Origin of the sequence: Methylotuvimicrobium sp., assembly GCF_050611805.1 — a bacterium.
Lineage (GTDB): Bacteria > Pseudomonadota > Gammaproteobacteria > Methylococcales > Methylomonadaceae > Methylotuvimicrobium.
Map to the genome: position 1 here is coordinate 88640 of NZ_JBNGHF010000006.1, position 23041 is coordinate 111680.

General features: G+C 49.3%; 17 protein-coding genes and 1 pseudogene. 12 read left to right on the forward strand and 6 right to left on the reverse strand.

The features are described from left to right. Window positions 1-80: 80 nt before the first annotated feature. From ACRJJO_RS04990 to ACRJJO_RS05040, 11 genes and pseudogenes are all read left to right on the forward strand, one after another. Window positions 81-3182 (forward strand): efflux RND transporter permease subunit, encoded by a 3102-nt coding sequence (locus tag ACRJJO_RS04990; RefSeq protein ID WP_431064796.1) that lies wholly within the window; start codon window positions 81-83, stop codon window positions 3180-3182. Between the two features lie 78 nt (window positions 3183-3260). Next, window positions 3261-3602, forward strand: a complete 342-nt coding sequence (locus ACRJJO_RS04995) for a P-II family nitrogen regulator (RefSeq protein WP_431064797.1) — start codon at window positions 3261-3263, stop codon at window positions 3600-3602. Between the two features lie 21 nt (window positions 3603-3623). Beyond that, complete coding sequence (locus ACRJJO_RS05000; RefSeq protein ID WP_431064798.1) at window positions 3624-5951, forward strand: heavy metal translocating P-type ATPase; 2328 nt, start codon at window positions 3624-3626, stop codon at window positions 5949-5951. 209 nt (window positions 5952-6160) lie between these two features. Then, window positions 6161-7111: an arsenic resistance protein gene (locus ACRJJO_RS05005; protein WP_036293968.1), complete on the forward strand. Its 951-nt coding sequence runs from the start codon at window positions 6161-6163 to the stop codon at window positions 7109-7111. A 754-nt stretch (window positions 7112-7865) separates the two neighbouring features. Continuing rightward, entirely contained in the window at window positions 7866-9221 is a 1356-nt protein-coding gene (locus tag ACRJJO_RS05010) for a TolC family protein (RefSeq protein ID WP_431064799.1), read from the forward strand. After that, complete coding sequence (locus tag ACRJJO_RS05015; RefSeq protein ID WP_431064800.1) at window positions 9218-10711, forward strand: efflux RND transporter periplasmic adaptor subunit; 1494 nt, start codon at window positions 9218-9220, stop codon at window positions 10709-10711. The genes ACRJJO_RS05010 and ACRJJO_RS05015 overlap by 4 nt, the downstream gene beginning before the upstream one ends. Then, window positions 10705-13857, forward strand: coding sequence for an efflux RND transporter permease subunit (locus ACRJJO_RS05020; RefSeq protein WP_431064801.1), 3153 nt, complete (start codon window positions 10705-10707; stop codon window positions 13855-13857). The genes ACRJJO_RS05015 and ACRJJO_RS05020 overlap by 7 nt, the downstream gene beginning before the upstream one ends. A gap of 119 nt (window positions 13858-13976) precedes the next feature. Next, window positions 13977-14384: a MerR family DNA-binding protein gene (locus ACRJJO_RS05025; protein WP_431064802.1), complete on the forward strand. Its 408-nt coding sequence runs from the start codon at window positions 13977-13979 to the stop codon at window positions 14382-14384. An 80-nt stretch (window positions 14385-14464) separates the two neighbouring features. After that, window positions 14465-15168, forward strand: a pseudogene (locus ACRJJO_RS05030) (mercuric transporter MerT family protein). A 23-nt stretch (window positions 15169-15191) separates the two neighbouring features. After that, entirely contained in the window at window positions 15192-15620 is a 429-nt protein-coding gene (locus ACRJJO_RS05035) for a putative iron-sulfur cluster-binding metallochaperone (RefSeq protein ID WP_404361552.1), read from the forward strand. An 81-nt stretch (window positions 15621-15701) separates the two neighbouring features. After that, window positions 15702-16313: a cation transporter gene (locus ACRJJO_RS05040; RefSeq protein ID WP_431064803.1), complete on the forward strand. Its 612-nt coding sequence runs from the start codon at window positions 15702-15704 to the stop codon at window positions 16311-16313. A 339-nt stretch (window positions 16314-16652) separates the two neighbouring features. Here ACRJJO_RS05040 and ACRJJO_RS05045 read toward each other — a convergent pair whose 3' ends face one another. The 3 genes from ACRJJO_RS05045 to ACRJJO_RS05055 form a co-directional block, all read right to left on the reverse strand. After that, entirely contained in the window at window positions 16653-17210 is a 558-nt protein-coding gene (locus ACRJJO_RS05045) for a recombinase family protein (RefSeq protein ID WP_431064804.1), read from the reverse strand. 300 nt (window positions 17211-17510) lie between these two features. Beyond that, the gene (locus ACRJJO_RS05050) at window positions 17511-18308 is read right to left on the reverse strand and encodes a reverse transcriptase family protein (protein WP_431064805.1); all 798 of its coding nucleotides are present in this window, start codon (window positions 18306-18308) and stop codon (window positions 17511-17513) included. 127 nt (window positions 18309-18435) lie between these two features. Further along, complete coding sequence (locus ACRJJO_RS05055) at window positions 18436-18741, reverse strand: helix-turn-helix domain-containing protein (protein ID WP_431064806.1); 306 nt, start codon at window positions 18739-18741, stop codon at window positions 18436-18438. Window positions 18742-19343: 602 nt separating this feature from the next. On the opposite strand from ACRJJO_RS05055, the gene ACRJJO_RS05060 reads away from it, so the two are divergent. Further along, the gene (locus ACRJJO_RS05060) at window positions 19344-19562 is read left to right on the forward strand and encodes a hypothetical protein (RefSeq protein ID WP_431064807.1); all 219 of its coding nucleotides are present in this window, start codon (window positions 19344-19346) and stop codon (window positions 19560-19562) included. Window positions 19563-19721: 159 nt separating this feature from the next. Here the strand turns inward: ACRJJO_RS05060 and ACRJJO_RS05065 are convergent, their stop codons facing one another. From ACRJJO_RS05065 to ACRJJO_RS05075, 3 genes are read right to left on the reverse strand one after another with little or no spacing between them, the layout of a single operon-like run. Next, on the reverse strand, window positions 19722-22421 hold the full coding sequence (locus ACRJJO_RS05065) for a phospholipase D-like domain-containing anti-phage protein (protein ID WP_431064808.1): 2700 nt from the start codon (window positions 22419-22421) through the stop codon (window positions 19722-19724). Continuing rightward, window positions 22422-22841 carry a type II toxin-antitoxin system VapC family toxin gene (gene vapC / locus ACRJJO_RS05070; RefSeq protein WP_431064809.1) on the reverse strand — a complete coding sequence of 140 codons (420 nt, stop codon included), beginning with the start codon at window positions 22839-22841 and terminating at the stop codon, window positions 22422-22424. Further along, the gene (locus tag ACRJJO_RS05075; protein WP_431064810.1) at window positions 22838-23035 is read right to left on the reverse strand and encodes a type II toxin-antitoxin system VapB family antitoxin; all 198 of its coding nucleotides are present in this window, start codon (window positions 23033-23035) and stop codon (window positions 22838-22840) included. Before ACRJJO_RS05075 ends, vapC begins: the two co-directional genes overlap by 4 nt. Window positions 23036-23041 lie beyond the last annotated feature (6 nt).

Sequence of the window (23041 nt, forward strand, 5' to 3'; positions counted from 1 at the left end):
GCTGAGGCACGAAGCGCATCAGATAGAAGCACATCACAGGTGCGCTTCCTATCGTCAGCTCATCCTATTATGGAGAATTTATGATCAATCAAATAATTAATTTATCTTTACGCAGCCGCCTGTTGATGCTTGTGCTTGGCATTCTGGTCATCGCAGCGGGCTATCGCAGTTACCAAAAGTTGCCGGTCGATGCTTTTCCGGATGTCTCACCCAATCTGGTGCAAGTATTCACCATAACTGAAGGACTGGCGCCTGAAGAAATTGAAATGTACGTGACCTATCCGGTTGAAGCGGCGATGACCGGGTTACCCGGTATAGAAAAGATTCGTTCGTTGTCCAATTTCGGCTTGTCGGTAGTCAGTATTTATTTTCAGGACGATATAGACATTTATTTTGCCCGGCAAGTGGTCGGCGAACGCTTGCAGGAAGCGCGTGACCAGATTCCGGCCAGTTTCGGCGAACCGGCGATGGGACCGATCTCAACCGGTATGGGATTGGTGCTTTTTTATTATCTCAAGGATGAGTCGCACAAGTATTCACTGGAGGAATTGCGCACCATGCAGGACTGGATCGTTAAATTCAATCTGCAAACAGTACGGGGCGTGACCGAGGTTCTGGGCATCGGCGGTTTTGAAAAACAATTTCATGTCGTGGTAAAGCCAGATGCTTTGCTGCGCTACGACATTTCAATGGATGAACTGATTCAACGTGTCCGTTCCAATAATCTTAATGTCGGCGCGCAATACCTGGAAAAAAACAACGAACAGTTCATCATTCGTTCCGTGGGCTTGGCTAAAGGCATTACGGATATTGAAAATATTGTGGTTAAAACCGTGGATGGCCGCCCCGTCTATTTATCGGAACTGGCTGAGATAAAAATTGGCGGCGCGATCCGGCGTGGACTACAGACCCGAAATGGCGAGGGTGAAGTGGTTGCCGGCATGGCCATTAAATTGTATGGCACCAATGCCTCCACGGTGATTGAACGGGTTGAGCAAAAAATTCAAGACATCAATAAAACCTTACCGGAAGGCGTCAGTATTGTGCCTTATTATCAACAAAAGGATATTGTTGAAGGGGCCGTCAACACGGTCAGCAGTGCGTTGGTGCAAGGCATTATTCTGGTGGCACTGGTATTACTGGTGTTTATGGGCGGTTTTCGCCCCAGCCTGGTCGTTGCCCTGTCCATTCCTTTTTCGGTGATGTTTGCCTTTATCGGCATGGGCTTACTGGGTATGTCGGCTAATTTAATGTCATTAGGCGGGCTGGCGATTGCTATTGGCATGATGGTCGATGGCACCATTGTGATGGTCGAAAATGTAGACCGTCTATTAAGAGAATCCAATCACGATGAGTCACGTTTACACGTTGTCGGTAGAGCCTGCCGCGAAGTGGGAAAGCCGATTTTGTTTGCCATTGCCATTATTATCATCGTGTTTTTACCACTATTTACCTTAGAAGGGGTGGAAGGCAAAACCTTTAGGCCGTTAGCCTATACCGTGGCATTGGCGATGTTGGGTTCATTGGTGTATGCGCTTTTTATCGCACCGGTTTTATCCGATGTATTTATGAGACGCGCATCCGTACAGGCTGATGGCAAAATCAGCCTGGATGAGCGCATCCTCAATGCCTTGCTGAAACCTTATCGCCCTTTGGTTGAATACTTCGTCAACCATCGTAAAGTTGCGACCCTCCTGTCTGGCGGGCTTTTGTTACTGGGGATGGCGGTATTTCCTTTTCTGGGTTCTGAATTCACGCCAAAGTTGCAGGAAGGCACCATCGTTGTTCGTTTGACCATGGCGCCGTCAATCTCCATTAATGAAAGTAAACGAAATGCATTGATTGTGGAAAGACGCTTATTGAAAATTCCTGAGGTGATTGAAGTCACCAGCCGAATTGGACGGGGCGAAGTCGGCGCCCATGCCGACCCGATCAATTCAGCGGAAATGTATCTTATTCTTAAAAGCAAGGATGAATGGCGAGAGCCAGGAAATCAAGGACTTATCGAAAAGGACATTCGGAAAATAGTGGCTGATTTACCGGGTATCACCGCGAATTTAACTCAACCGATTGAAATGACTGTGGATGAGCTAATGGAAGGCGTCAAGGCGGAGCTGGCCGTTAAACTCTTTGGCGATGACTTGCAGCAACTAAAAAGCAAAGCGGATGAAATCGCTGCCGTTGTCAGAAAGGTTGAGGGCGCCGCCGATGTGCAGGTGGACCAGGTCTCCGGCACGCCTCAATTAGTGATTACGCCGGATCGCCAAGCCATTGCCCGCTATGGTCTTAATTTAATTGATGTTCAAGACGTCATTAAAAGTGCAATTGGTGGCACGACGGCAGGACAAGTATTTGAGGGTATTCGGCGCTTTGATATTCTGGTGCGTTACCAAAAGCAAGATAGGGATAATATCGAAGCAATTCGTAATTTACTGATCAGTGGGCCGGATGGAATCAAAGTCCCATTAGCTCAAATTGCCAGTATTGAAGAAATTGTAGGGCCGAGACAAATCACCCGGGAAAACAACCAGCGTTTTATCAGCATTCAAGCGAATGTCATTGATCGGGATATTGTGTCTTTTGTTGAAGAGGCACAGCAAGTAATTGATAGTCAAATAAAACTGCCTCCCGGTTATTATACCACCTGGGGAGGACAGTTCCGGTTGCAGCAGGAAGCGAATAAACGTCTGGCCATTGTGATTCCGGTGACTTTAGTATTTATTTCACTGCTGCTATACAGTAGTTTTGGCTCGGTTAAAAACGCCGCCCTGATCTTATTGAATATTCCATTGGCATTAGTCGGCGGTGTGATTGCCTTGTGGATCAGTGGACAAAATCTTTCCGTTCCTGCATCGGTCGGGTTTATCGCGCTGTTCGGCATTGCCCTGGAAAACGGCATGGTGCTGGTGACTTATCTGAACCAATTGATCCGGGATGGCGTGGCGATTGATGAAGCGTCTGTTCAGGGGGCGTGTTTGAGAGTCAGGCCGGTGTTAATGACGGCTGTCACCACGGCATTGGGACTCATTCCGTTATTGCTGGCATCCGGCACAGGCTCTGAGGTGCAAAAACCTTTAGCCACCGTTGTGGTTGGCGGGCTTGTGACTTCAACATTACTGACCTTGTTAGTTATACCGGCATTGTATAAATGGTTTGTAACAGAAGGCAGGCAAGCAAAATAGTCAATATTGCCCGAATCTGGATACTGTTTGATTCGGGCAATCATCCATTTTTAAATCAGTAAACTATGAGTAAGTATTATGAAACAAGTGATTGCCTATATAAAACCCCATAAACTTGAGAATGTCATGCTGGCATTACATAAAATCGAAGGACTAACAGGAATCAGCGTGCTAAAAATGCAAGGCTGTGGACGTAGTCGTAAAGAAACTTCAGATGCTATCTTTGATGAAGAAACATATGGCTTGGTTTCCCGCTTAAAACTGGAAATAGCCTGTTGTGACGATCTAGTCGAACAGGTCATTGCCGCGATACAGGAAAGTGCGCATACGGGTCTCAGGGGCGATGGAAAAATTTATCTACTCCCCGTACTGGATGCGGTTCGGATTAGTACGGGTGATACCGGTGAAATGGCGATTTAATCTTATTGAGGTCTTAGCATTATGAGTACGTCGAATCAATCGGAAACACCCTGTTGTCATAACGAGCCAACCGAGAATCAACCGCCCGCATCACTGCCTACTCATGGCATGATCTTCAAAATTGAAGGACTCGACTGTGTTGAGGAAGTGACGATTTTAAAATCAGAAATCGGCCCTTTAGTGGGTGGCGCAGACAACTTGGCTTTTGATGTGATTAATGGCCGGATGACGATTCTTAGCGATACTAAACGGGTGCCAGAAAAGGCTATCGTCAAGGCGGTTGCTGCAACCGGAATGAAAGCCACACGCTGGAAACCGGGACAAACGGCAACCGATGTCAAGCAACGGCAACGATCACAGACCTTTTACGCAACCGTCAGTGGTTTGTGCATTGTTATAGGGATATTGATGCATGTTGTCATTGCCGGTGGTTTTAGCGATATTCAACAATTATGGCTAGTCCCTGAGACTTGGACTTATTCCTGGCAGGACTTGGCCTTATATCTTAAAAGCCTGTTATATGCCCATAGTTCACAAACCATGCCGTTCCCCGAAAAGGCAGCTTATGGTCTGGCTATTATTTTTGGCGTTCGTCATGTGATTGTAAAAGCCTTTTATGCGTTAAAACGGCTCCGTGCCGATATGAACTTATTGATGCTGGTCGCCATTATTGGCGCCATGTTCATTAATGAATGGTTTGAAGCGGCAGCGGTCAGTTTTTTATTTTCTTTATCTTTAGCCATTGAAAGCTGGAGTATCGGCCGCGCCCGACAAGCCGTAGAAGCCTTGCTGGATTTAGCGCCTTCCGATGTCACCATCAAGGATATGAATGGGCAGGAGCGTCAGATACCGGCGGCAAGCGTTACGGTCGGTACAACATTTATTGTTAAATCCGGCGATAAAATTCCACTGGACGGTGAAGTGGTAGCCGGTATGGGTTCCGTCAATCAGGCGCCGATTACGGGTGAGAGCGTCCCTGTCAGCAAACAAAGCGGTGATGAAGTGTTCGCCGGCAGTATCAACGGCGAAGCCGTGTTAGAAGTCAAAGCGGGCAAAATCGCTTCCGACACCACGCTGGCGCATATTATTCGGATGGTTGACGAAGCCCATAGCAAACGTGCCAGAGCCGAACAATGGGTAGAGAAGTTTGCCCGTATTTACACCCCTATTGTGATGCTATTGGCCTTAGCTGTTTTTGCGATTCCGGTTTTATTTTTTTCGGGAATTTGGCAGCTGTGGCTGTACAAAGCGCTGGTGTTATTGGTGATTGCCTGCCCTTGCGCGCTGGTCATTTCCACTCCGGTCAGTATCGTTGCCGCATTAGCTTGTGCCGCCAGACAGGGTATCCTGGTAAAAGGCGGGATTTACATCGAAGCCCCGGCACACCTTAACGCCATTGCTTTTGATAAAACCGGCACGTTGACGCTTGGAGATCCTGTCGTGACAGGGCTTTATCCTTTCAATCATCATACCCAGGAAGAACTGCTCAGCCGAGCCGCTGCCTTAGAGTCGCGCAGCAACCATCCACTCGCCAAAGCCATTTTAAACTATAGCGAAAGCCAGGGCATTCAAATCGCCAATGCGGATAATGTAAGCGTTTTGCCGGGTAAAGGGGTAACGGGTTTATTTAACGACACGGATTTCTGGCTGGGTTCCAGGCGTTATCTGTTGGAACGCGGGCAGGAAACTGAGGAAATCAGTGAACAGGCAAAGACATTGGAAAAGACCGGGCAAACCGTGATCGCCATCGGCAATGATCAACATGTCTGTGGTCTCATTGCCGTCTCTGATCAACCGCGGCCTCACATCCAATCGATTTTACAATCCCTGAAACATTGCGGCATAAAACATCTAGCGATGCTGACCGGCGATAATCAGGTCACGGCTGAAAATATCGCCCGGCAAATCGGACTGAATGAAGTTCACGCGGAATTACTGCCTGCGGACAAAGTGAAAAAAGTCAGTCAATTGGTCGAGCAATACGGAAATGTCGCCATGATCGGCGATGGTATCAATGACGCCCCGGCATTGGCCAGAGCCAGCCTGGGCATTGCCATGGGCGTGATGGGCTCGGATGCGGCCATAGAAACAGCGGATATTGCCTTGATGGGTGATGATCTATCCAAATTACCCTGGCTAATCAAGCATTCAAAAAGAACGTTGCGAATTATCCGGCAAAATATTGTTTTTGCACTGTCGCTGAAAGCTGCTTTTGCAATATTAGCCTTCGCCGGAGTCGCTACATTATGGCAAGCCATTGCAGCGGATATGGGGGCCTCTTTATTGGTGGTGGCCAATGGACTCAGATTACTAAAACCAAAAGATGCTAAACCAATGTTTCTTAATTGAGAAACCGTTATTTTTCTCAGAGCAACAGTTCGGTCTATGCCAAATTTCAAATGGCTGACATAAAATAGTCGGTCAAGTGATCTTCAAAAAATCTGTTCACCGGATTCCGCACTATATTCTATTTTGTCAAATTTGGGTATGCCTTAAAATGACAGTTCAGGCGTATCGGCCCTCGATGCTCGATATCACTAACCAACTGGAGCGCATCCTTGGATCGTCTAACCCTCGAACGTCGACAGGTTTGGATTTATCTGTCAACTATCATCGGCGGCTTGCTGGTGGGCAGCACCTGGCCCGACGTTACCCACCTCTTTGAAAAACTGCTATGGCCGGCGTTGGTGCTTCTACTATATACAACCTTTGTACAAGTGCCGTTGCTCCATCTGCGTGAAGCTTTTCGCGACCGGCGATTTGTTGCCGCGATACTGGCCGGCAATTTCATTGCCTTGCCTCTGCTGAGTTGGACACTTCTGCAATGGCTACCTGTCGACCCGGTTGTGCGTCTTGGCGTACTGTTGGTATTGTTGGTGCCCTGCACCGACTGGTTCATTACCTTCAGTCAACTGGGCGCAGGGAACGTGCCTCGAGCCATCGCAGTGACGCCACTTAACCTGCTGTTGGAACTCCTGCTTCTGCCAGTCTACCTATGGCTCATGCTCGACACCAAACTGGCCGCACCCCTTAGCTTCACCGAAATATGGCCCGCGCTGCTCGTTGTCATCGTGCCGATGATCGCAGCAGCCGTATCGGAGCGCTGGTTTGAGGCTCAACCGACACGGGAAAAGCTGCGTGAGCGGTTGGCCTGGTGGCCGGTGCCACTATTGGCTCTAGTCGTCTTCCTGATCGCCGGAGTGCAAATCAGTGCGGTGCGGAATGCACTGAGTCTTTTCCCAGTCGTCGTACCGTTGTTCGTGGCATTTCTGGTGTTGGCCGCTCTGATCGCCAAAGGGCTGGCGAGATTGATGGCGCTGCCGACCGATCAAGGGCGAACACTGGCATTCAGCCTGGGCACCCGCAATTCGTTTGTCGTCCTTCCTTTTGCGTTTTCTTTGCCGGATGGCTGGGAAGTGGCGGCAGTGGTAATTGTCTTACAGTCTCTGGTCGAACTCTTCGGAATGGTGTTCTATCTGTGGTGGATACCACGCAAGCTCTTTCGATAGACTCCTCGGAACAACGGACAGTCGTCCGTCTGGATCGGACATGCTACGCTTAGCGTACGATTTTTTCCGTTTCGTGAGCTGACCCCTAGATCAGCAAACATAATTAAGATATCGGTAAATGAAAAGTGACAATTTTTAACGCTTTTTGTCTTAATAAACTTTGAACGCCTAGATCATTCAACTACAATTACGGCATGGTTATTTTCCGCAACTTAATATTACAGCGCTTACTTTGTTGCATCTTTCTCGGTGCAACCTTGCTGTCCCATACCCAGTTGTTGTTTGCCTGCGAATTCATGCATGGCAAACCGAAAATGGTGTGTTGTTGCGATGAAGCTATGCCCGACGCGTGTCCAATGACCAAGGGTTGCGCGATGCAGGCAAATTCAACTCAAAGCCAGTGTTGTGAAATCAGCCAGGACTCATTGACCGATGTGGCCATGACACACGCTTCTAGCACGGTTGAAACGCTAACCTTATTGCTGGATAGCCCGCAACCCCCACCGCTTGTTGGATTCCAGGAAACGAATACTCTCCTGCCAGCCCAGCCCATCCTTGCAATCTTTCCGCACGAACCGTTGCCGATAAGCGGTAACAGGCCAGTCTATCTGCGTACTCTTCGCATACGGTTATAAGCCGGTCTCTACTGATAAAAATCCAAGCACCTAGCTTTGGTGTATGAACGTAACAAGCCTCCTGTCACCCGGGAATGCGCTTGTTTACACCTGTGATGATTTTCATTTAGAGAATATTCATGAAATTATGCTTTTATGACTGCCGATGGCAATTATTGGCTGTGATCTTCACTTGGGCGACAATCGGCTTAGCCGACGTGCCCCATGCCGTCCTTCCTTCTAATGAGCCAACCATTTTCAGTAATGATGCTTCGTCTGACAACGAAGCTCAAGAAACCCTATCATCCATCAAATTGGTCGCCGATATTCTGGCCGCAAATCCGCAATTGGAAATTGTCCAGGCAATATGGCAAGCCGCAAATAGTATGACAGTGCAAGCATCGGCCTTGGATGATCCAATGGTTTCGCACAGCTTTGCACCGCTGACGATAGACAGTCAGCAAAGCGGTTTTTCGCAGAATACAATTATTTCGCAAAAACTACCCTGGCCCGGAAAAAGGCGACTACGGGCTGAGGCGGCGGCTTTCGACGCCGAGGCGGCCAAAGAAAACGTCGGCACGTTGCGCTTGCTGCTCATGGCGACCGCGAAGACATTGTTTGCGGATTGGTATTACATTCATCAAGCGCTCAATGTAAATGAAATCAACCGACGCTTATTAAACGAATTTCACGGCATCGCTCTCAATCACTACGCAACAGGCCTCGCCAGCAAGCAGGATGCATTGCAGGCCGAGGTCGAAATTGCCTTGCTCGACCACCAAAAAATCGCATTGGAGCGGGAAAGGCGAACGTTGCTGGCTCGCCTGAATACGTTACTGAACCGCCTGCCGGAAACCCCTTTGCAGCCTCCAGCCAAACTAAGCACTGCACTATCCCTGCCCAAACCGGCGGCATTACAAGAAATTGCCTTGCAATCGCGACCGGAATTGAAAGAACTGGCTGCTCGCATCCAAGGGTCCAAAACACGTGGCGATTTAGCCGAAAAGGACTTTTATCCCGATTTTAAGGTTTCGGCGGGTTACAACAACTTTTGGCGGCAAGATGAGCAACGCTTCATCGTCGGTGTCGAAGTCAATCTGCCATTGGACCAAGACAAACGCCAGGCAGCTGAAGATGAAGCGCGGGCCCGTCTAAAACAACAGGAATGGAGTCGTGTCGACCGCATAGCAAAGATCAGAGAACAAGTGCAGATTGCTTACGAGCTGACCGTTGAAAGCCTGCATGTCTATCAGTTATATCAAGACAAATTGTTACCGTTGGCGGACGAAACCCTAAAAACGGCAATGATCAATTATCGAAGCGGTGACGGCGATTTTCTGACCTTGCTCAGCAGCGAGAAAAATCTGATTCAAATCCAATTAAAGAGCGAACGGGCATTGGCGGATATGCACCGCCATCTGGCTGAACTGGAGCAGGCGGTCGGCAGCGTATCGCCTTTTTCAGCCATACAACTAACGCAGGGGGCAGCGCTATGAACACCAGGCAAAAAGTTGTTTTTATAGGCGTTGCCGTTTTGCTGGCGGTATTCAGTGCGATGACGTTGACTGGCCATCATTCAACCGGCGATACCGTACCAAAATCCAACAATGCGCCCAGCCATTGGGCTGGACCTTTCGGCATAGATGTCACGCTGATCCCTGAAAAACCTAAAGTAGGCAAAAACACAATTAGCTTGTTTATCCGAGACAAAGACTTGCAGCCCGTTTCCGATGCCCGCATCAAGGCCGTGTCGGAGATGCCGGCAATGGGCTCCATGCCGGCCATGCCGGTGCCGATCGAAATGAAAATGGACAGTCCCGGCCATTATCGCGGTCATTATGAACTGCCGATGGCTGGCTACTGGCCGTTGACGCTGTCCATTCGATCCGAAGCCAAAGGCAGTGCGCAGCTGACCTTCGATATGAGCACCGGCCGAAAAGGTGTCGAGTTGACGTCCTCCACGGCCAGCGACCATCAGCCGAGACAAGTCGTCTCCGGTCAGGCCGTTCCGCAACAACCAGGCACTTTCACGATCGATGCGCACCGTCGGCAACTAATCGGCGTGACCACCGGCCGAGTCGGATACCGTCAGCTTATTAAAACTATCCGCTCGCCGGCGCAAATCGTCTATGACGAAACCCGCCTAACCGACATCAGTCTCAAGTTCGACGGCTGGATCGGTGAGCTTAATGCGGATTATGTCGGCAAGGTGGTGAAAAAAGGCCAAGCCTTGTTGACCGTCTACAATCCGCAATTGGTCGCTACCCAGGAAGAATACCTCGATAGTTTGCGACGAAGCGACGAGCGTTTAGGCAATCTGGCCGACGCGGCGCGGCGCCGCATGACGCTGTGGGGCATCGCGCCGGCTCAGATTCAAGACATGGCCCGTCGCGGTAAGGCCTTGGAATATTTGACGATAGCGTCCCCCGTCAGCGGCACCCTGGTCGAAAAACATATCGTGGCCGGTTCCGCCGTCAAGGCCGGCATGCCGCTGTTACGCATAGCCGATTTATCCAAGGTTTGGGTGGACGCTCAGGTTTACGAATCCGACTTGCCGTGGCTCAAGCCCGGCATGCGCGCCGAAGTCGTGCTGGAGGATCAACCGGATAGGCGTTTTTGCGGCACTATCGATTTCATCGAACCGAGCCTGGATCATGTAAGCCGTAGCGCGCGGGTGCGCATGACGTTGCCGAATTCGGACGGTGAGCTGCGTCCCGACCGCTATGCCCGCATGAATCTTCAAATCGACCTAGGCAAGCGTTTGCTGGTTCCGGAACAGGCGGTGATCTATGCCGGCGAAAAGCGGGTGGTATTTGTCGATTTGGGCGAAGGCCGCTTGCTGCCTAAAAAAATCAAGACCGGGCTGCGCAATGCCGATTACATTGAGGTGCTGGAAGGGTTGGTTGAGGGCGATGAGATCGTCACCTCCGGTAATTTCCTGATCGCATCGGAAAGCAAACTTAAATCGGGATTGGAACAATGGTAGACGAAACGCATAACCATCATCCGGGCCTGATTCAGCGACTGATCGCCTATTGCGCCAACAATGCCCTGGTGACCCTGCTGATCGTGTCGATCTGCGCTTTCTGGGGTTATAGGTCACTGCTCGCCACACCGCTGGACGCCATTCCCGACTTGTCCGATGCCCAGGTCATTATCTACACCGACTGGCCCGGACGTAGCCCCGATTTGGTCGAAGATCAGATCACCTATCCGCTGACCACGGCGCTGTTGGCGGCGCCCAACGTGCGTTTGGTGCGTGGCCAAAGCTTCATGGGGCAAAGTTTTGTTTATGTGATCTTCGAGGAAGACACGGATATTTACTGGGCGCGTTCCCGGGTCGGCGAATACCTGGATGCCGTGTCAACGCAATTACCCGACGGTACGCAGCCGACCATGGGCCCGGATGCCACCGGCGTGGGCTGGGTGTACCAATATGCGCTGGTCGATTACTCCGGGCAAAATGACCTAGCCGAACTGCGTAGCCTGCAAGACTTCAAGCTGCGCTATTGGCTGGAGTCGGTCGAAGGCGTGGCGGAAGTGGCGGCTATCGGCGGTTTCGAGAAGGAATACCAAGTCACGGTCGATCCCGACAAATTAGCCGGCTATGGCATTAGCCTGAACCAGGTGGCCAGTGCCATCCGCCGCTCCAACAACGATGTCGGCGGCAGGGTGCTTGAAATCGCAGGCCACGAACATTTTATCCGTGGCCGAGGTTATATCCACGGCATCGCCGATATCGAACGCATCGCCTTGGTGGCCAATCCGGCCGGTGCGCCGATCACCATCGGCCAGGTCGCGAAGGTGAGCTTGGGACCGGCCATGCGCCGAGGTTTGGCGGAACTGGACGGCCACGGCGAAACGGTCGGCGGCATCGTCATCATGCGCTACGGAGAAGATGCGCTGGACGTCATCGATCGGGTCAAACAACGCCTTGCCAACATCAAACGCTCCTTGCCACCGGGCGTCGAAATCGTCACGGTCTACGATCGCTCGGACTTGATCGAACGTGCGATCGCCACGTTGAAGCATACCTTGTTCGAAGAAATGCTGGTGGTTTCGCTGGTTATCGTTGGCTTTTTATGGCATTTCCGTTCGTCGCTGATCGCGATTCTAACCTTGCCCGTCGCCATTTTGCTGGCTTTCATACCGATGTCGGCACAGCATCTGACCGCGGACATCATGTCCTTGGGCGGCATCGCTGTGGCCATCGGCGCAATGGTCGATGCGGCAATCACGATCATCGAAAATATTCATAAACGTCTGGAAAACCGGGAAAACATAGGCGACTCGGAACGGCGCAGCATCATCATCCAGGCCATGCAGGAGGTCGGCCCCAGCATCTTCTTCGCGTTGTTGATCATCACGGTCTCGTTTTTGCCGGTGTTTGCGCTGCACGGGACGGAAGGCCGCTTGTTCAAGCCATTGGCCTACACCAAAACCTATGCGATGGGTTTTGCCGCTTTGCTGGCTGTCACACTGATTCCGGCCTTGGCGGTGCATTTGATTCGCGGCAAACTGCACGGAGAGCAAAACCGCTTGTCGCAAAAAATCGTGTCCGTGTACATACCGGTGGTCCGTTGGGTGCTTCGCTTTCGCGGCTGGGTGGTCGGCATTGCACTACTGTCGCTGCTTGGTTCGTTACCGGTGTTTTTTAAGCTCGGCAACGAGTTCATGCCGCCGCTGAACGAAGGCAGCCTACTCTACATGCCCACCACGTTGCCGGGCATGTCGATCACCGAAGCAGGCAAGGTGCTACAAGCGATGGACCGGCAATTGAAGGCATTTCCGGAAGTGGAACGAGTGTTCGGCAAGATCGGTCGCTCCACCAGTCCGACCGATCCGGCCCCGTTATCGATGGTGGAAGCCGTCGTCACGTTAAAGCCTAAAGCCGAGTGGCGTGCCGGCCTGAGTTGGGACGATCTGATCGCCGAAATGGACAAGACCCTGCGCTTTCCGGGCATGCCCAATATCTGGTGGATGCCGATCCAGACCCGCACTGAGATGCTGGCCACCGGCATTCGATCCAATCTGGGCATCAAGGTGTTCGGCGACGATCTGAAAACGATAGAAAGCACCTCGCTGGCTATTGAGCAGGCCTTACAACAGGATAAGCGCACCCAGCCCTTTACCCGGAGCGCATTTAGCGAACGCCTGACCGGTGGCAATTTCATCGATTTCGTCATCGACCGCGACAAAATTTCCCGTTACGGCCTGACGGTGGATGACGTGGAACAGGTGCTGACGGCCGCAGTAGGCGGACAAACGGTGTCTCGCACTATAGAAGGGCGCGAACGCTATGCGATTAATCTACGCTATGCCCGCGAGTTTCGCGACAACCCGGAAGCCTTGAGCCGGGTGTTGGTGCCGACGCCCGGCGGCGCGCAAGTCCCTATCAGCCAGTTAGCCAGCCTCGAATTTATCAGCGGACCGCCGATGCTGCGTAACGAAGACGGTTTTATGGTTTCTTTTGTGTTGGTCGATGTTAAAGACACCGGCATTGCCGATTACGTGGACTTGGCGAAACAAGTCGTTCAGGACGAAGTTGCGTTGCCGCCAGGCGTCCGCTTGGAATGGGCCGGGCAATACAAGTATTTCGAGCAGGCCAAGGCCGAATTAAGCATGCTAGTGCCGTTGACGCTGGCGATCGTGTTTCTGATGTTGTTCTTAAACCACGGCTCCATCGGCGAGTCCTTGATTATCATGCTGACGATTCCGTTTTCGCTGATCGGCGCCGTCTGGCTGTTGTATTGGCTCGATTACAATTTAAGCGTCGCGGTGTGGGTAGGCATGATCGCGCTGGCTGGGCTTGCAGCCGAAATGGGCGTGCTGATGACGCTGTATCTGGACATGAGCTATCGAAAGCGCTCAACAGAAAACCGCTTGCAAACACAGCAGGATCTTACCGAAGCGATCGTTGAAGGCGCTGCCCGCCGCATTCGCCCGAAACTGATGACGGGTATCACCACTCTGATCGGCCTGACGCCTATTCTTTGGCAGACGGGAACCGGCGCTGACGTGATGAAACGCATCGCGGCACCGATGGTGGGCGGAATCGTGTCGACGCTGATCGTCGCGTTAATCGTTTTTCCGGCACTTTATTCTTATTGGAAGAGTTGGAAATTCCGATAAGATGAAGCTGTTTCGAATCGACTATCGCCGATTTATCCAACAACCGCGACTGAATCTTTGTTATTCTTAACGGCTGCGCAACGATTGATTATCACAATCAGAGATTTCATAAAAAGCGAATGAAACTGACCATCGGTAAACTGGCCAAGCAAAGCGGCGTCACGATAGAAACCATTCGTCACTATCAACGTATCGGGTTGTTAGACGAACCAGAGAAGCCGCTCAATGGCTATCGCCATTATCAGGCCGGGGCGGTTTCCAAGATTCGGTTTATCAAACGAGCCCAGCAGGCCGGTTTTACGTTAAAAGAAATTGCTGCTCTGCTGTCGCTCGATGGCAAACAGTGTGCCGATGTACGACAGCTCGCCGAGCAAAAATGTCGGCAAATCGACCAACAAATCAACGCGTTGATGACGCTCAAGCAGACACTGGAAAAGCTGGTCGATAGCTGTCGCCAGACAAGTGCAAAGGAGCAATGCGCCATTCTTGACGCGTTTAACGATGACGATACGGTAAGTCCCGATTAGAAAAGATCGCTTCCCGCTTGACCCTGTTCTTGAGAACAGGGTTTAGACTGCCGGCCAACGTTCAGTTAGGATGAGTCTCCATGCAAACAAATCCTGAAAAGTCCAATAAACATTCCGTTTGGCTGGGCATAGGTGCCGGATTGGCCGCGATCGGTGCTTCGGCCTGTTGTGTCGGCCCGCTTTTGCTGGTCTCTTTGGGTATTGGCGGCGCCTGGATGAGCACGCTGACGTCATTGGAATCGACTCGCCCTTTCTTTGTCACCCTGGCATTGGCTTTTATCATCCTAGGTTTTCGGCGGCTCTATTGGCTCCCTTCTCGCTGTAATGAGGCCCATGTCTGCGGTCATTCCGATGTTCGGCGTCGACAACGTATCATTTTTTGGATCGGCTCCACCCTGATTCTATTGCTGCTGGCGTTTCCTTGGTTTGCACCATTATTATTGTTCTGAGATAAATCACTATGACGATGAAAACCTGTTGGTTGATGTTGAGTATGTCATTACTCGTTCTGTTCGTGCCTATCCTTCATGCCGGCATAGCCTTTGAACATCAAAACGCTACGCAAGTGGTGACGCTGGACATCCATAACATGACTTGCCCGCTGTGCAGGTTCACCATCAAAAAGGCCTTGCAGAACGTCGAAGGCGTACAACGCGTCACAATCGACTTCGATTCGAAAACGGCGGAAGTCGGTTTCGATCCTCGGCAAACCGATCTTCAGGCTTTAATCAAGGCAAGCAGCGATGCCGGTTATCCAGCGACCGCGCGCATTGTCCGTCAATAACTGTCGCAAGTAACTATCTATCCATGTCCGATTGTTGTTCGAAAACCTCTGTAAAAACAAAACAAGCTTGTCCCGAGTGTGGTTCAACATGCATAAAAGTCGGCATGGCGACGCTTTACCATCAGGTCCGATTCCCGGAAAATCAACTGATAGCACCCGATAACTATTATTTCTGTCCATCGATACAATGCCCGATTGCCTACTTTTCCATCGCGGGCGACATTATTCTCAAACAACAACTAAGAACCTTCCAGGCGATTCAAAATGGCAAGCTATGTTATTGTTTCGATATCGATGCGGAAGAGTACTTATCTGCGATTACGACTAGTCAGGGAGAGTCGATCAAAAACTTCGTCATTCAACGAACCCAATCCGGCGAATGCGCCTGTGAAATCAGAAATCCTTCGGGCCAATGCTGTTTAGCCAATTTCAAACGTTTGGAAAATACGTAAAATTACATAACGCCCCGTAAGTAATAAAGGTCGTTTTACCGAGAGTTCAAACCTATCTGTTAAATTATTAGCGAGAAATCCATGGCCGGTTGTTGCGATAATCATTGTTCTTTAGACCGCATGCGCGAACGTCAGCGCGGCACCTTGCAAATCGTCCTTGCCATCAATGCGGCGATGTTCTTCGTCATCGCCGGCGCCGCGGTGTACGGCAAGTCGACATCCCTGTTGGCGGACAGCCTCGACAATCTGGGCGATGCGTTGACCTATGCCCTAAGCCTTTATGCGGTGACGAAGGATGCTACCGTCAAGGCCAAGGTCGCCTTGTTCAAGGGTGCGCTCATTGGGCTGGCTTCGGTCACCGTCATCGCCCAGATTGGTTACCAGTTCTATGTTCCGACGATGCCTATCTTCGAAGTGATGGGAAGCTTCAGTCTACTCGGTTTGATTGCCAACGGTCTGTGTCTTTACCTACTTTGGCGGCATCGTCACGAAGATGTCAATATGAGTTCGGTCTGGGAGTGCTCGCGTAACGACATTGCGGCCAATCTATCGGTTTTCGTCGCAGCGGGCGCCGTTTGGTTGACTGGTTCCGGTTGGCCCGACATTGTGGTGGCGATCGGTTTGGTATTGCTGCTGATACGCTCTTCAGGTCGCGTCATTTCTTCGGCTATCAAAGAACTTCGCACAGAGTAGATTAAAGGAGCCAAAGCCGTTCAGGGGGGAATCCGTACAGCATCCATACGCAAGATGCTTGACTGGAAAATAAGCCATCGGCAATAGACCTAACGGGCTAAAATTTGGCTACTGCTATACGGCGACACCATGTAAATAGCGTTTAGGAGTAAAGCAGAGAAAAAATTTAAAGGTCGCTACATAGTCCGTTGCCGTCACTCGGGATCAAAGTATCAAAGTCTTCTTTTGGCCGTTCCCTTCCTTTAGAATGTGTAAAACATCGGTCTGCATTCTATTAAAATGAAGCATACCTGATTAGGATGTTACTCATTTACGAAGGAATCCTTACGGTCCTCCTATTTAGTCCTTTTTGTTGGCAGCTAAAATCCGGTAAACACTGGCCTCGCCGATGTTAAGCTGCCGGGCAATCTGCGTTTTTGTTACGCCATTGGCCGCGAGTTCAATGACTTCCTGGCGGAGTTCAGCGGCCAAGGGCTTTCGGCCTTTATACTTGCCGGCGGCTTTTGCCTTGGCGACGCCTTCCCGCTGCCTCTCCAACATGATTTCCCGCTCGAATTGAGCGACACCGCCCAAGACGGTGAGCATCAGCTTGCCGGTGGGCGTCTGCGTATCCATGCCCAGGTTAAGAATGCGCAGGCCGGCCTGCTTTTTTTCCAGCGTCTGAATAATGGCCATGAGATCCGCAACCGATCGAGCTAACCGGTCCAGCTTTGTCACAACCAAGACATCGCCTTCCCGGGTAAACTCCAAGGCCGCTTCTAACTGAGCCCGGACGGAAACCGAGGAAACCTGTTCCTGGAAGATTTTTTTGCACTGAGCCGCTTCGAGTTCTCGAAGTTGTGCTTCAAGCCCTGCAATTTGTTCAGTTGTCGACGTTCTGGCGTAACCGATAATCATATTTCTCTCAATAGAATTTTAGATACTGTGATAGAGCGTCTATCATAATGCAAATAAAGGTCTATTGATAGGGTTTTGAGCGGGGTTGTGACTCTATCTTTAGATCAAGGTCTATTGAGAGTGTTGATGTATGAGTGAGGGCGTAGAATTTGGAAAAAATCAGCCACTTGGTTCTGGCTTCAAAGCTATCGGGCATTCCATTCGAAAAATTGCCACTAAGTTCGATGCAAACCCAGCCAGATTTTAGAATCCTTGGATCGGCAAAAAGAGGACATTCACAACCCAAGACTTAGCAGAAATTCATCGATTATTTGAATGCGTTTTTCTAAAGCTTCTGGCTTTGTCTTTGTATCGGGAGTCTATGCTCCCAATATATGTCATTCGCCCCAAAACACAATTGGTGAGCTTTTTATCTTTGTTGGGACTCTCTAACCATTCAGACAGCTCGCCTCGTAACTGTTTTAGGTGTTTATTTCTGGGAGCAATCTCGTTTCCCTTTATGGCTGTACCTGTAATTAGTTTGACTTCATTGGCGCCATAAAAACGTGTCTTTGACGGATGTATTTTATGCCCATACTTTTTGGCTATTACTTCTAGCTGACCAGCAAAACTTTTCTGGAGCATGACACCGGAAAATGTTAAATCGTCAACGTAAATGGTCATCGTAGCCCCACATTCATTAGCAGCAGACTCGATCTCGTCAAACATTTTTTTGTTTGCAAAATATGCAAGCGGCATACTGACTCGACTTCCTGTTGGAACGTGTTCATCATAGGTAAGAACCTTAGATAACAGGTCTGCAATATCAGGAGCACATTGCATGGTGTTATAAAAGAAATCAAATACGCTTAGCCTAGTCGTGGTAGGGAAAAAGCTCTTAATATCGGCGGTAATTACCTTCTTACCCAGACCAATGTGGGCAAGCGCATTGGAAATATTTGATCTTCCTTTTTTCCCAGAATGCAATCCGTCAATAGTCTCGATTCGACACAATAAGCTCGCAACTCTGGAGTGAATTTTATCTAGCTTGGGTAGTGGCTCTTGGATTAGCCTTGGCTTTCCGTTCTTTGTTTGAGTGAAGCAACGATAATTGTCCATACCCGTGAGAGATTTCAGTTCTTGAGAAGTGGACGACAATAGATTAGCTAAACGCTTTTTGCTGGATAGTTTGTAGAAGACGGAGTCTTGTAAAGGGTACGATTTTTTCTTAGTTATGATTTTTGGCTTACGTCGTTTTCGCTTCATTTCGTACCACAACCCATTCCATAATTTTTAAAATTTTGTCAGCTACAACGCTTCTAAATTTCTCTGGGATGGCGTCTGAATTTTCAAGATTTTCCGAGAAGAATACCAATGATGATACAGGCACATCGAAAAGTTCAGAGTATTTTTCTAGCAAATCGTATCCAACCGATTTTTTACCTGACTCAATTTCACTAAGATAAGATTTCGACATATCCAGCTTTAAAGCCAACTCCGCCTGAGTCAAACCATGAAACTGGCGAATAGTTTTTAATGCTCGATTGATCATAATAACCTCTGATAAAAAATCAGGGGACCGCCTAAGCAGTGTCACCCTCGTCAAAGAAAAACTTCAGTATCTTCCAAACAAAAACACTAACCCTTAATAACCACTTGAGCAGTGTCCAAGTTTTGCTGCGGTCCTTCTTCTCAGGTTTCCGCTCCTTAAGCGATTGCCAGACAACGTTAAAAAAGTCTATTTTCATAGCATATTTCCTCTAGTTAACAACACCCGGAATGAGTGTTGGGTCACCGTTACCAGAGGAACGTCGGGAGTGACTGGCAATAAACCCCTGTTTTCACGTCGTGGTGTCACCACACGACGTGAACGCACACTTGGGCTAGATGGATCGATTTAGCTTGACCCGGCAGCATGAGCGGCGCAAAAGGTAGAGACTGGGTCTCCGCGAGCAGGTTAGACCCACTCAATTAACTGGTGACGGGCTCCCTTTTCCAACGTGGGGAGAAGCATATTAGAAATAATCGCTATTTGCAAACAAAACATCGCTATTTGCGAACAAGAATAAATTTTGAGGTGGTTACTTCTTCCCGGGGACCGGATATTTAATGTCCGCTTTATGAGTAGTTTGCGTACCTTCGAGCCAGGATCACATGAGTCTATCTGCTATTGCCATTTTCGCACAAATCCCTACGTTCACCTGGATTGGAGGCCGCGGGCGACCGCCAGCGTTGACCGAGAAGGGTGTTCAAGCGGGAAAAACGATGTTGGCCGATCTGGGTAGTACGGTCGAGGAAGTGGCGGGGCGTTTGAAGGTGGCGGTGGCGGCGTCGGCTTTGTACTTTTTGCCGAGATATAGGGGCGCCGTTTAGCTTTGCCATCAGGAAATATTGTGACGCCGAATACTTTAAGATTAAATGCTGGGCAATTTAGACCGCTGCTTATATCTGAAGAGCCTTAGCGTACGATTTTTTTACGAATTCTGTGGTTACCAATTAAAAATACTTAAGCAGTACGCTCTGTATTTAACCTCACCATCCCCCAATCAACATTTTGCGGCGATCTCCAGATTCCAAAACTTTGCTACAACTATCCCAATCAATGTCTGCTACCTGACTATAACGCTCATCAAATGGATGGCGCTGAGGAATGCTGCGTATCTTTCGTTTTGCTTCCTGCTCATCCCCCATGGCGATATCAACCCAAGCATCTTCCAGAATGTCTGGCACCTGACCGAATAGCTCAAAAATATCTTCTAAGCGCTCTGAAAGCAACTCATGTACCCGGTCTTCTACAGACCCTCGGTAACGCATGTTATAGAGAAGCACCTCCTCTCGAAGCTGACCAATACGCTGAATACGGCCTTTACGCTGTTCTAAACGCGTTGGGTTCCAGGGTAAGTCAAGATTGATTAAGGTGCCTAACCTTTGCAGGTTAAGGCCCTCGCTAGCAGCATCGGTACCGAGAACCAAGCGCAATGCACCAGTACGCACCATGCGCTTGATTTCATCACGTGGCATGCGTTTGAATTGGCCATTGATTAATAGACCGGATCGGTTACTACCCGCATAAATAGCAATCTGCTCATCAGGAATATGATGCTCCGACAACTGGTTGGCTAACCACCAGACCGAATCATAGTATTGCGAGAAGATGATGCAGCCCAACTCCAGCCAGCCTTTATCAAACAAATAGTCAACCACGCTTTGATATTTTGGGTCATTTTCACGATCTGATTGCAAAGCCGTTAAACATTGCTGTAATAACCGGATTTCATTCGCGGTTAGATCTTTCATGGTGTCAGCCGCTAAAATTTCCGTATCGTCTTCATCTTCCGAAGCCATCAATTCACCATCGGCTTCGGTATTCCATTCATTCAGCAACTTCTCAACGGTTCTTTGACCGGCGTACATTGTGCTGCCAATACGTCTTAGCAATAAGGTTTTAAAAAAGCCGCCACCTTTCACTCGTGAGCTCAGCGCAGTACAAAATTCCTCGGCTAAAGTGTAAGCTCGCTGAAAATACAACGGCAAAACAATGGATTCATGAGGGCGTTCGCCAAACAACTTTACTTTCACGGGTTGTAGATAGGGCTCGCCAGTTGTCGTATCTATTGTGCTTTCTAGATATGCCCGTGTACGGCGAATAATGTGCAAAATAAATGGGTTGAACTCTCGTCCATAGTTACCCAGGACTCGTCTTATTTGTGTCTTATCTGGCCCTGATAGTTGGTTATAGGCTTCAGACGGTGCAATATAATCGCTCGGCCTTAAATTTAACCGACGGCGCAATAATCTGAAACTGGCATGTTCACGCTCATTGGGTAGGGGATTACGTATCCATTCCCAAGCCAAAGCTTCAGAATTTTGGAATTCAGTTTCTCCCATAACTAATGGCACGGTGTTTTCTGCATTACGCCACGGGCTCCAGGCATCACCTAAAACTTGGTCATTACCTTGGGCTAGCACAGTTAATAAATCGAAAGCCTCGATGGGGTGCAACTGTACGGGAGTTGCTGTTGCCAGCAACAAGCTTTTGGTTCTAAAACCCATTTTCAGTAGGAACGCCATTAAATTGTTCGGTTCCGCCTTTTCTTCGACCGACTTATCGTTCACCTTTCGGCGACGCGAACGATGCGCCTCATCGACAATGACGCATTCATATTGAATGCTCAATAGTAAATCCGCGATACTGGACCCAGATGTTATTAAGCCTTGCGAAACGATACCCAACTTGCGCGGGCATTTGGTAATGCTTTCCGGGCCTGTTGAAGGCCAAACAATACCTTGTTCATCAACCCAGTTTTTTCCGGTCCATATTGCCGAAGGTATTTCCAATAATTCTAGCAATTCATCCTGCCATTGCCACAATAGAGGTTTGGGAGCTAATACTAAAACCGGTTTGGTACCGGTCATTGCCATTAACATCCCGGCAAGCGCTAATTGAACAGTTTTACCTAAACCAACCTGATCGGCCAATATATACCGAGCCCCACCATTTTGATGATCGGCAAATGCGCGTTGCACAAAAAATTTTTGATGTGGCCATAAGCCCAGCTCTTTGCGGTAAACCGGGGTTTCTATGATAGCCTGTTCAGGCGCAGGCTTCTCTTGCCATTGCGTAGAGCTGACTGTTTCACGCTCAGCGATGCGCTTAATATCCGCAATCACAAAATCGCTTAGCGGGACGGCGTGGTAGTGATTCCACAAGGTATCGAATTCGCGCTGTACCCAATTAATTGCGTCGATAGAATTATCTTCCCAAAGCAATTCATAATTCAGCTTCCATGCGGTCAACGACTCGTTGATGCTGCCCAGAAAACAGGTTTTAGAGCCATCACTTAACGTGATTACACCGGCCTTGCCATGGATCAAACCGAAGGTCGCATCGGGCAAAACCCTGACTTGTAATTTGCCCGAAATTAAATACTCGTATAGCTTGAAAAATCGGCCTCGATTAGCTTCCGGTAACAACTCCGGTGAGCCTGCGCACCAAGACTTACGCAGCGCTTGTTGAGCCACTTTGGCGGTAAGGACATCGTCGGGGTTCAAGTCAGAATTGCAAACAACACGAATGGTACCGGTAACCGTGTCTAACGCTTCACCTGCTACTTCAAAAATACTGGATCTAAAGTAACCGGCAATGCGGTCATAACTTTGTGCATTTTGCAGCCTTTGGTTTAAAAAGCTTTCTTGTAGTAGGTTTTCGCGTGATGAATGACGAGTAATCATTTATTGAAACAATGGCGTTTCAGTGGAAAACAGCTTGATTGGCAAGTGTTGTTGGTAAAAGCCAAAATCCTTATCGGTAGTAAATATCGGACAATCCAAGCGCACCGCAACCGCACAGATCAGCAAATCAATGTGCGAACCTTGAATGCCATTTTGACGGCATTGGTTATAAAACTTGGCAGCAACCACATAATCCTCATCCAGCACGGGCGTATTATCGAAATAATTGAGCTTGGTTTTTAATGTCTCAAACTTGGTCGGATCACTATAACCAGACAGTACTTCCTGCCGGATAGCTCCCATGATCAAAACACGCTGATCGGCAATTAAAGCCGCTAGCGCTTTTGCCTGAGCTTCAAACTCAGGCTTTTTAGAGCGTAATGCGTGCGACCAGATACAGGTGTCGACCAATACTTTCAAGAACGTCGTCCCTGCTTATAATCGTAATCTTGATCAGGGTCGAATTGACCAAATAAGTCAACAATCTCCATCTGTTTACGTCGATTAATAAATTCTTTCAATGCCGTCACAACAGTATCTTCCTTGGTTTTAAAATGTCCTAGCTTGAGCGCTTCATTTATTAAATTATCATCAATAGCAAGATGGGTTGTCATGACTCT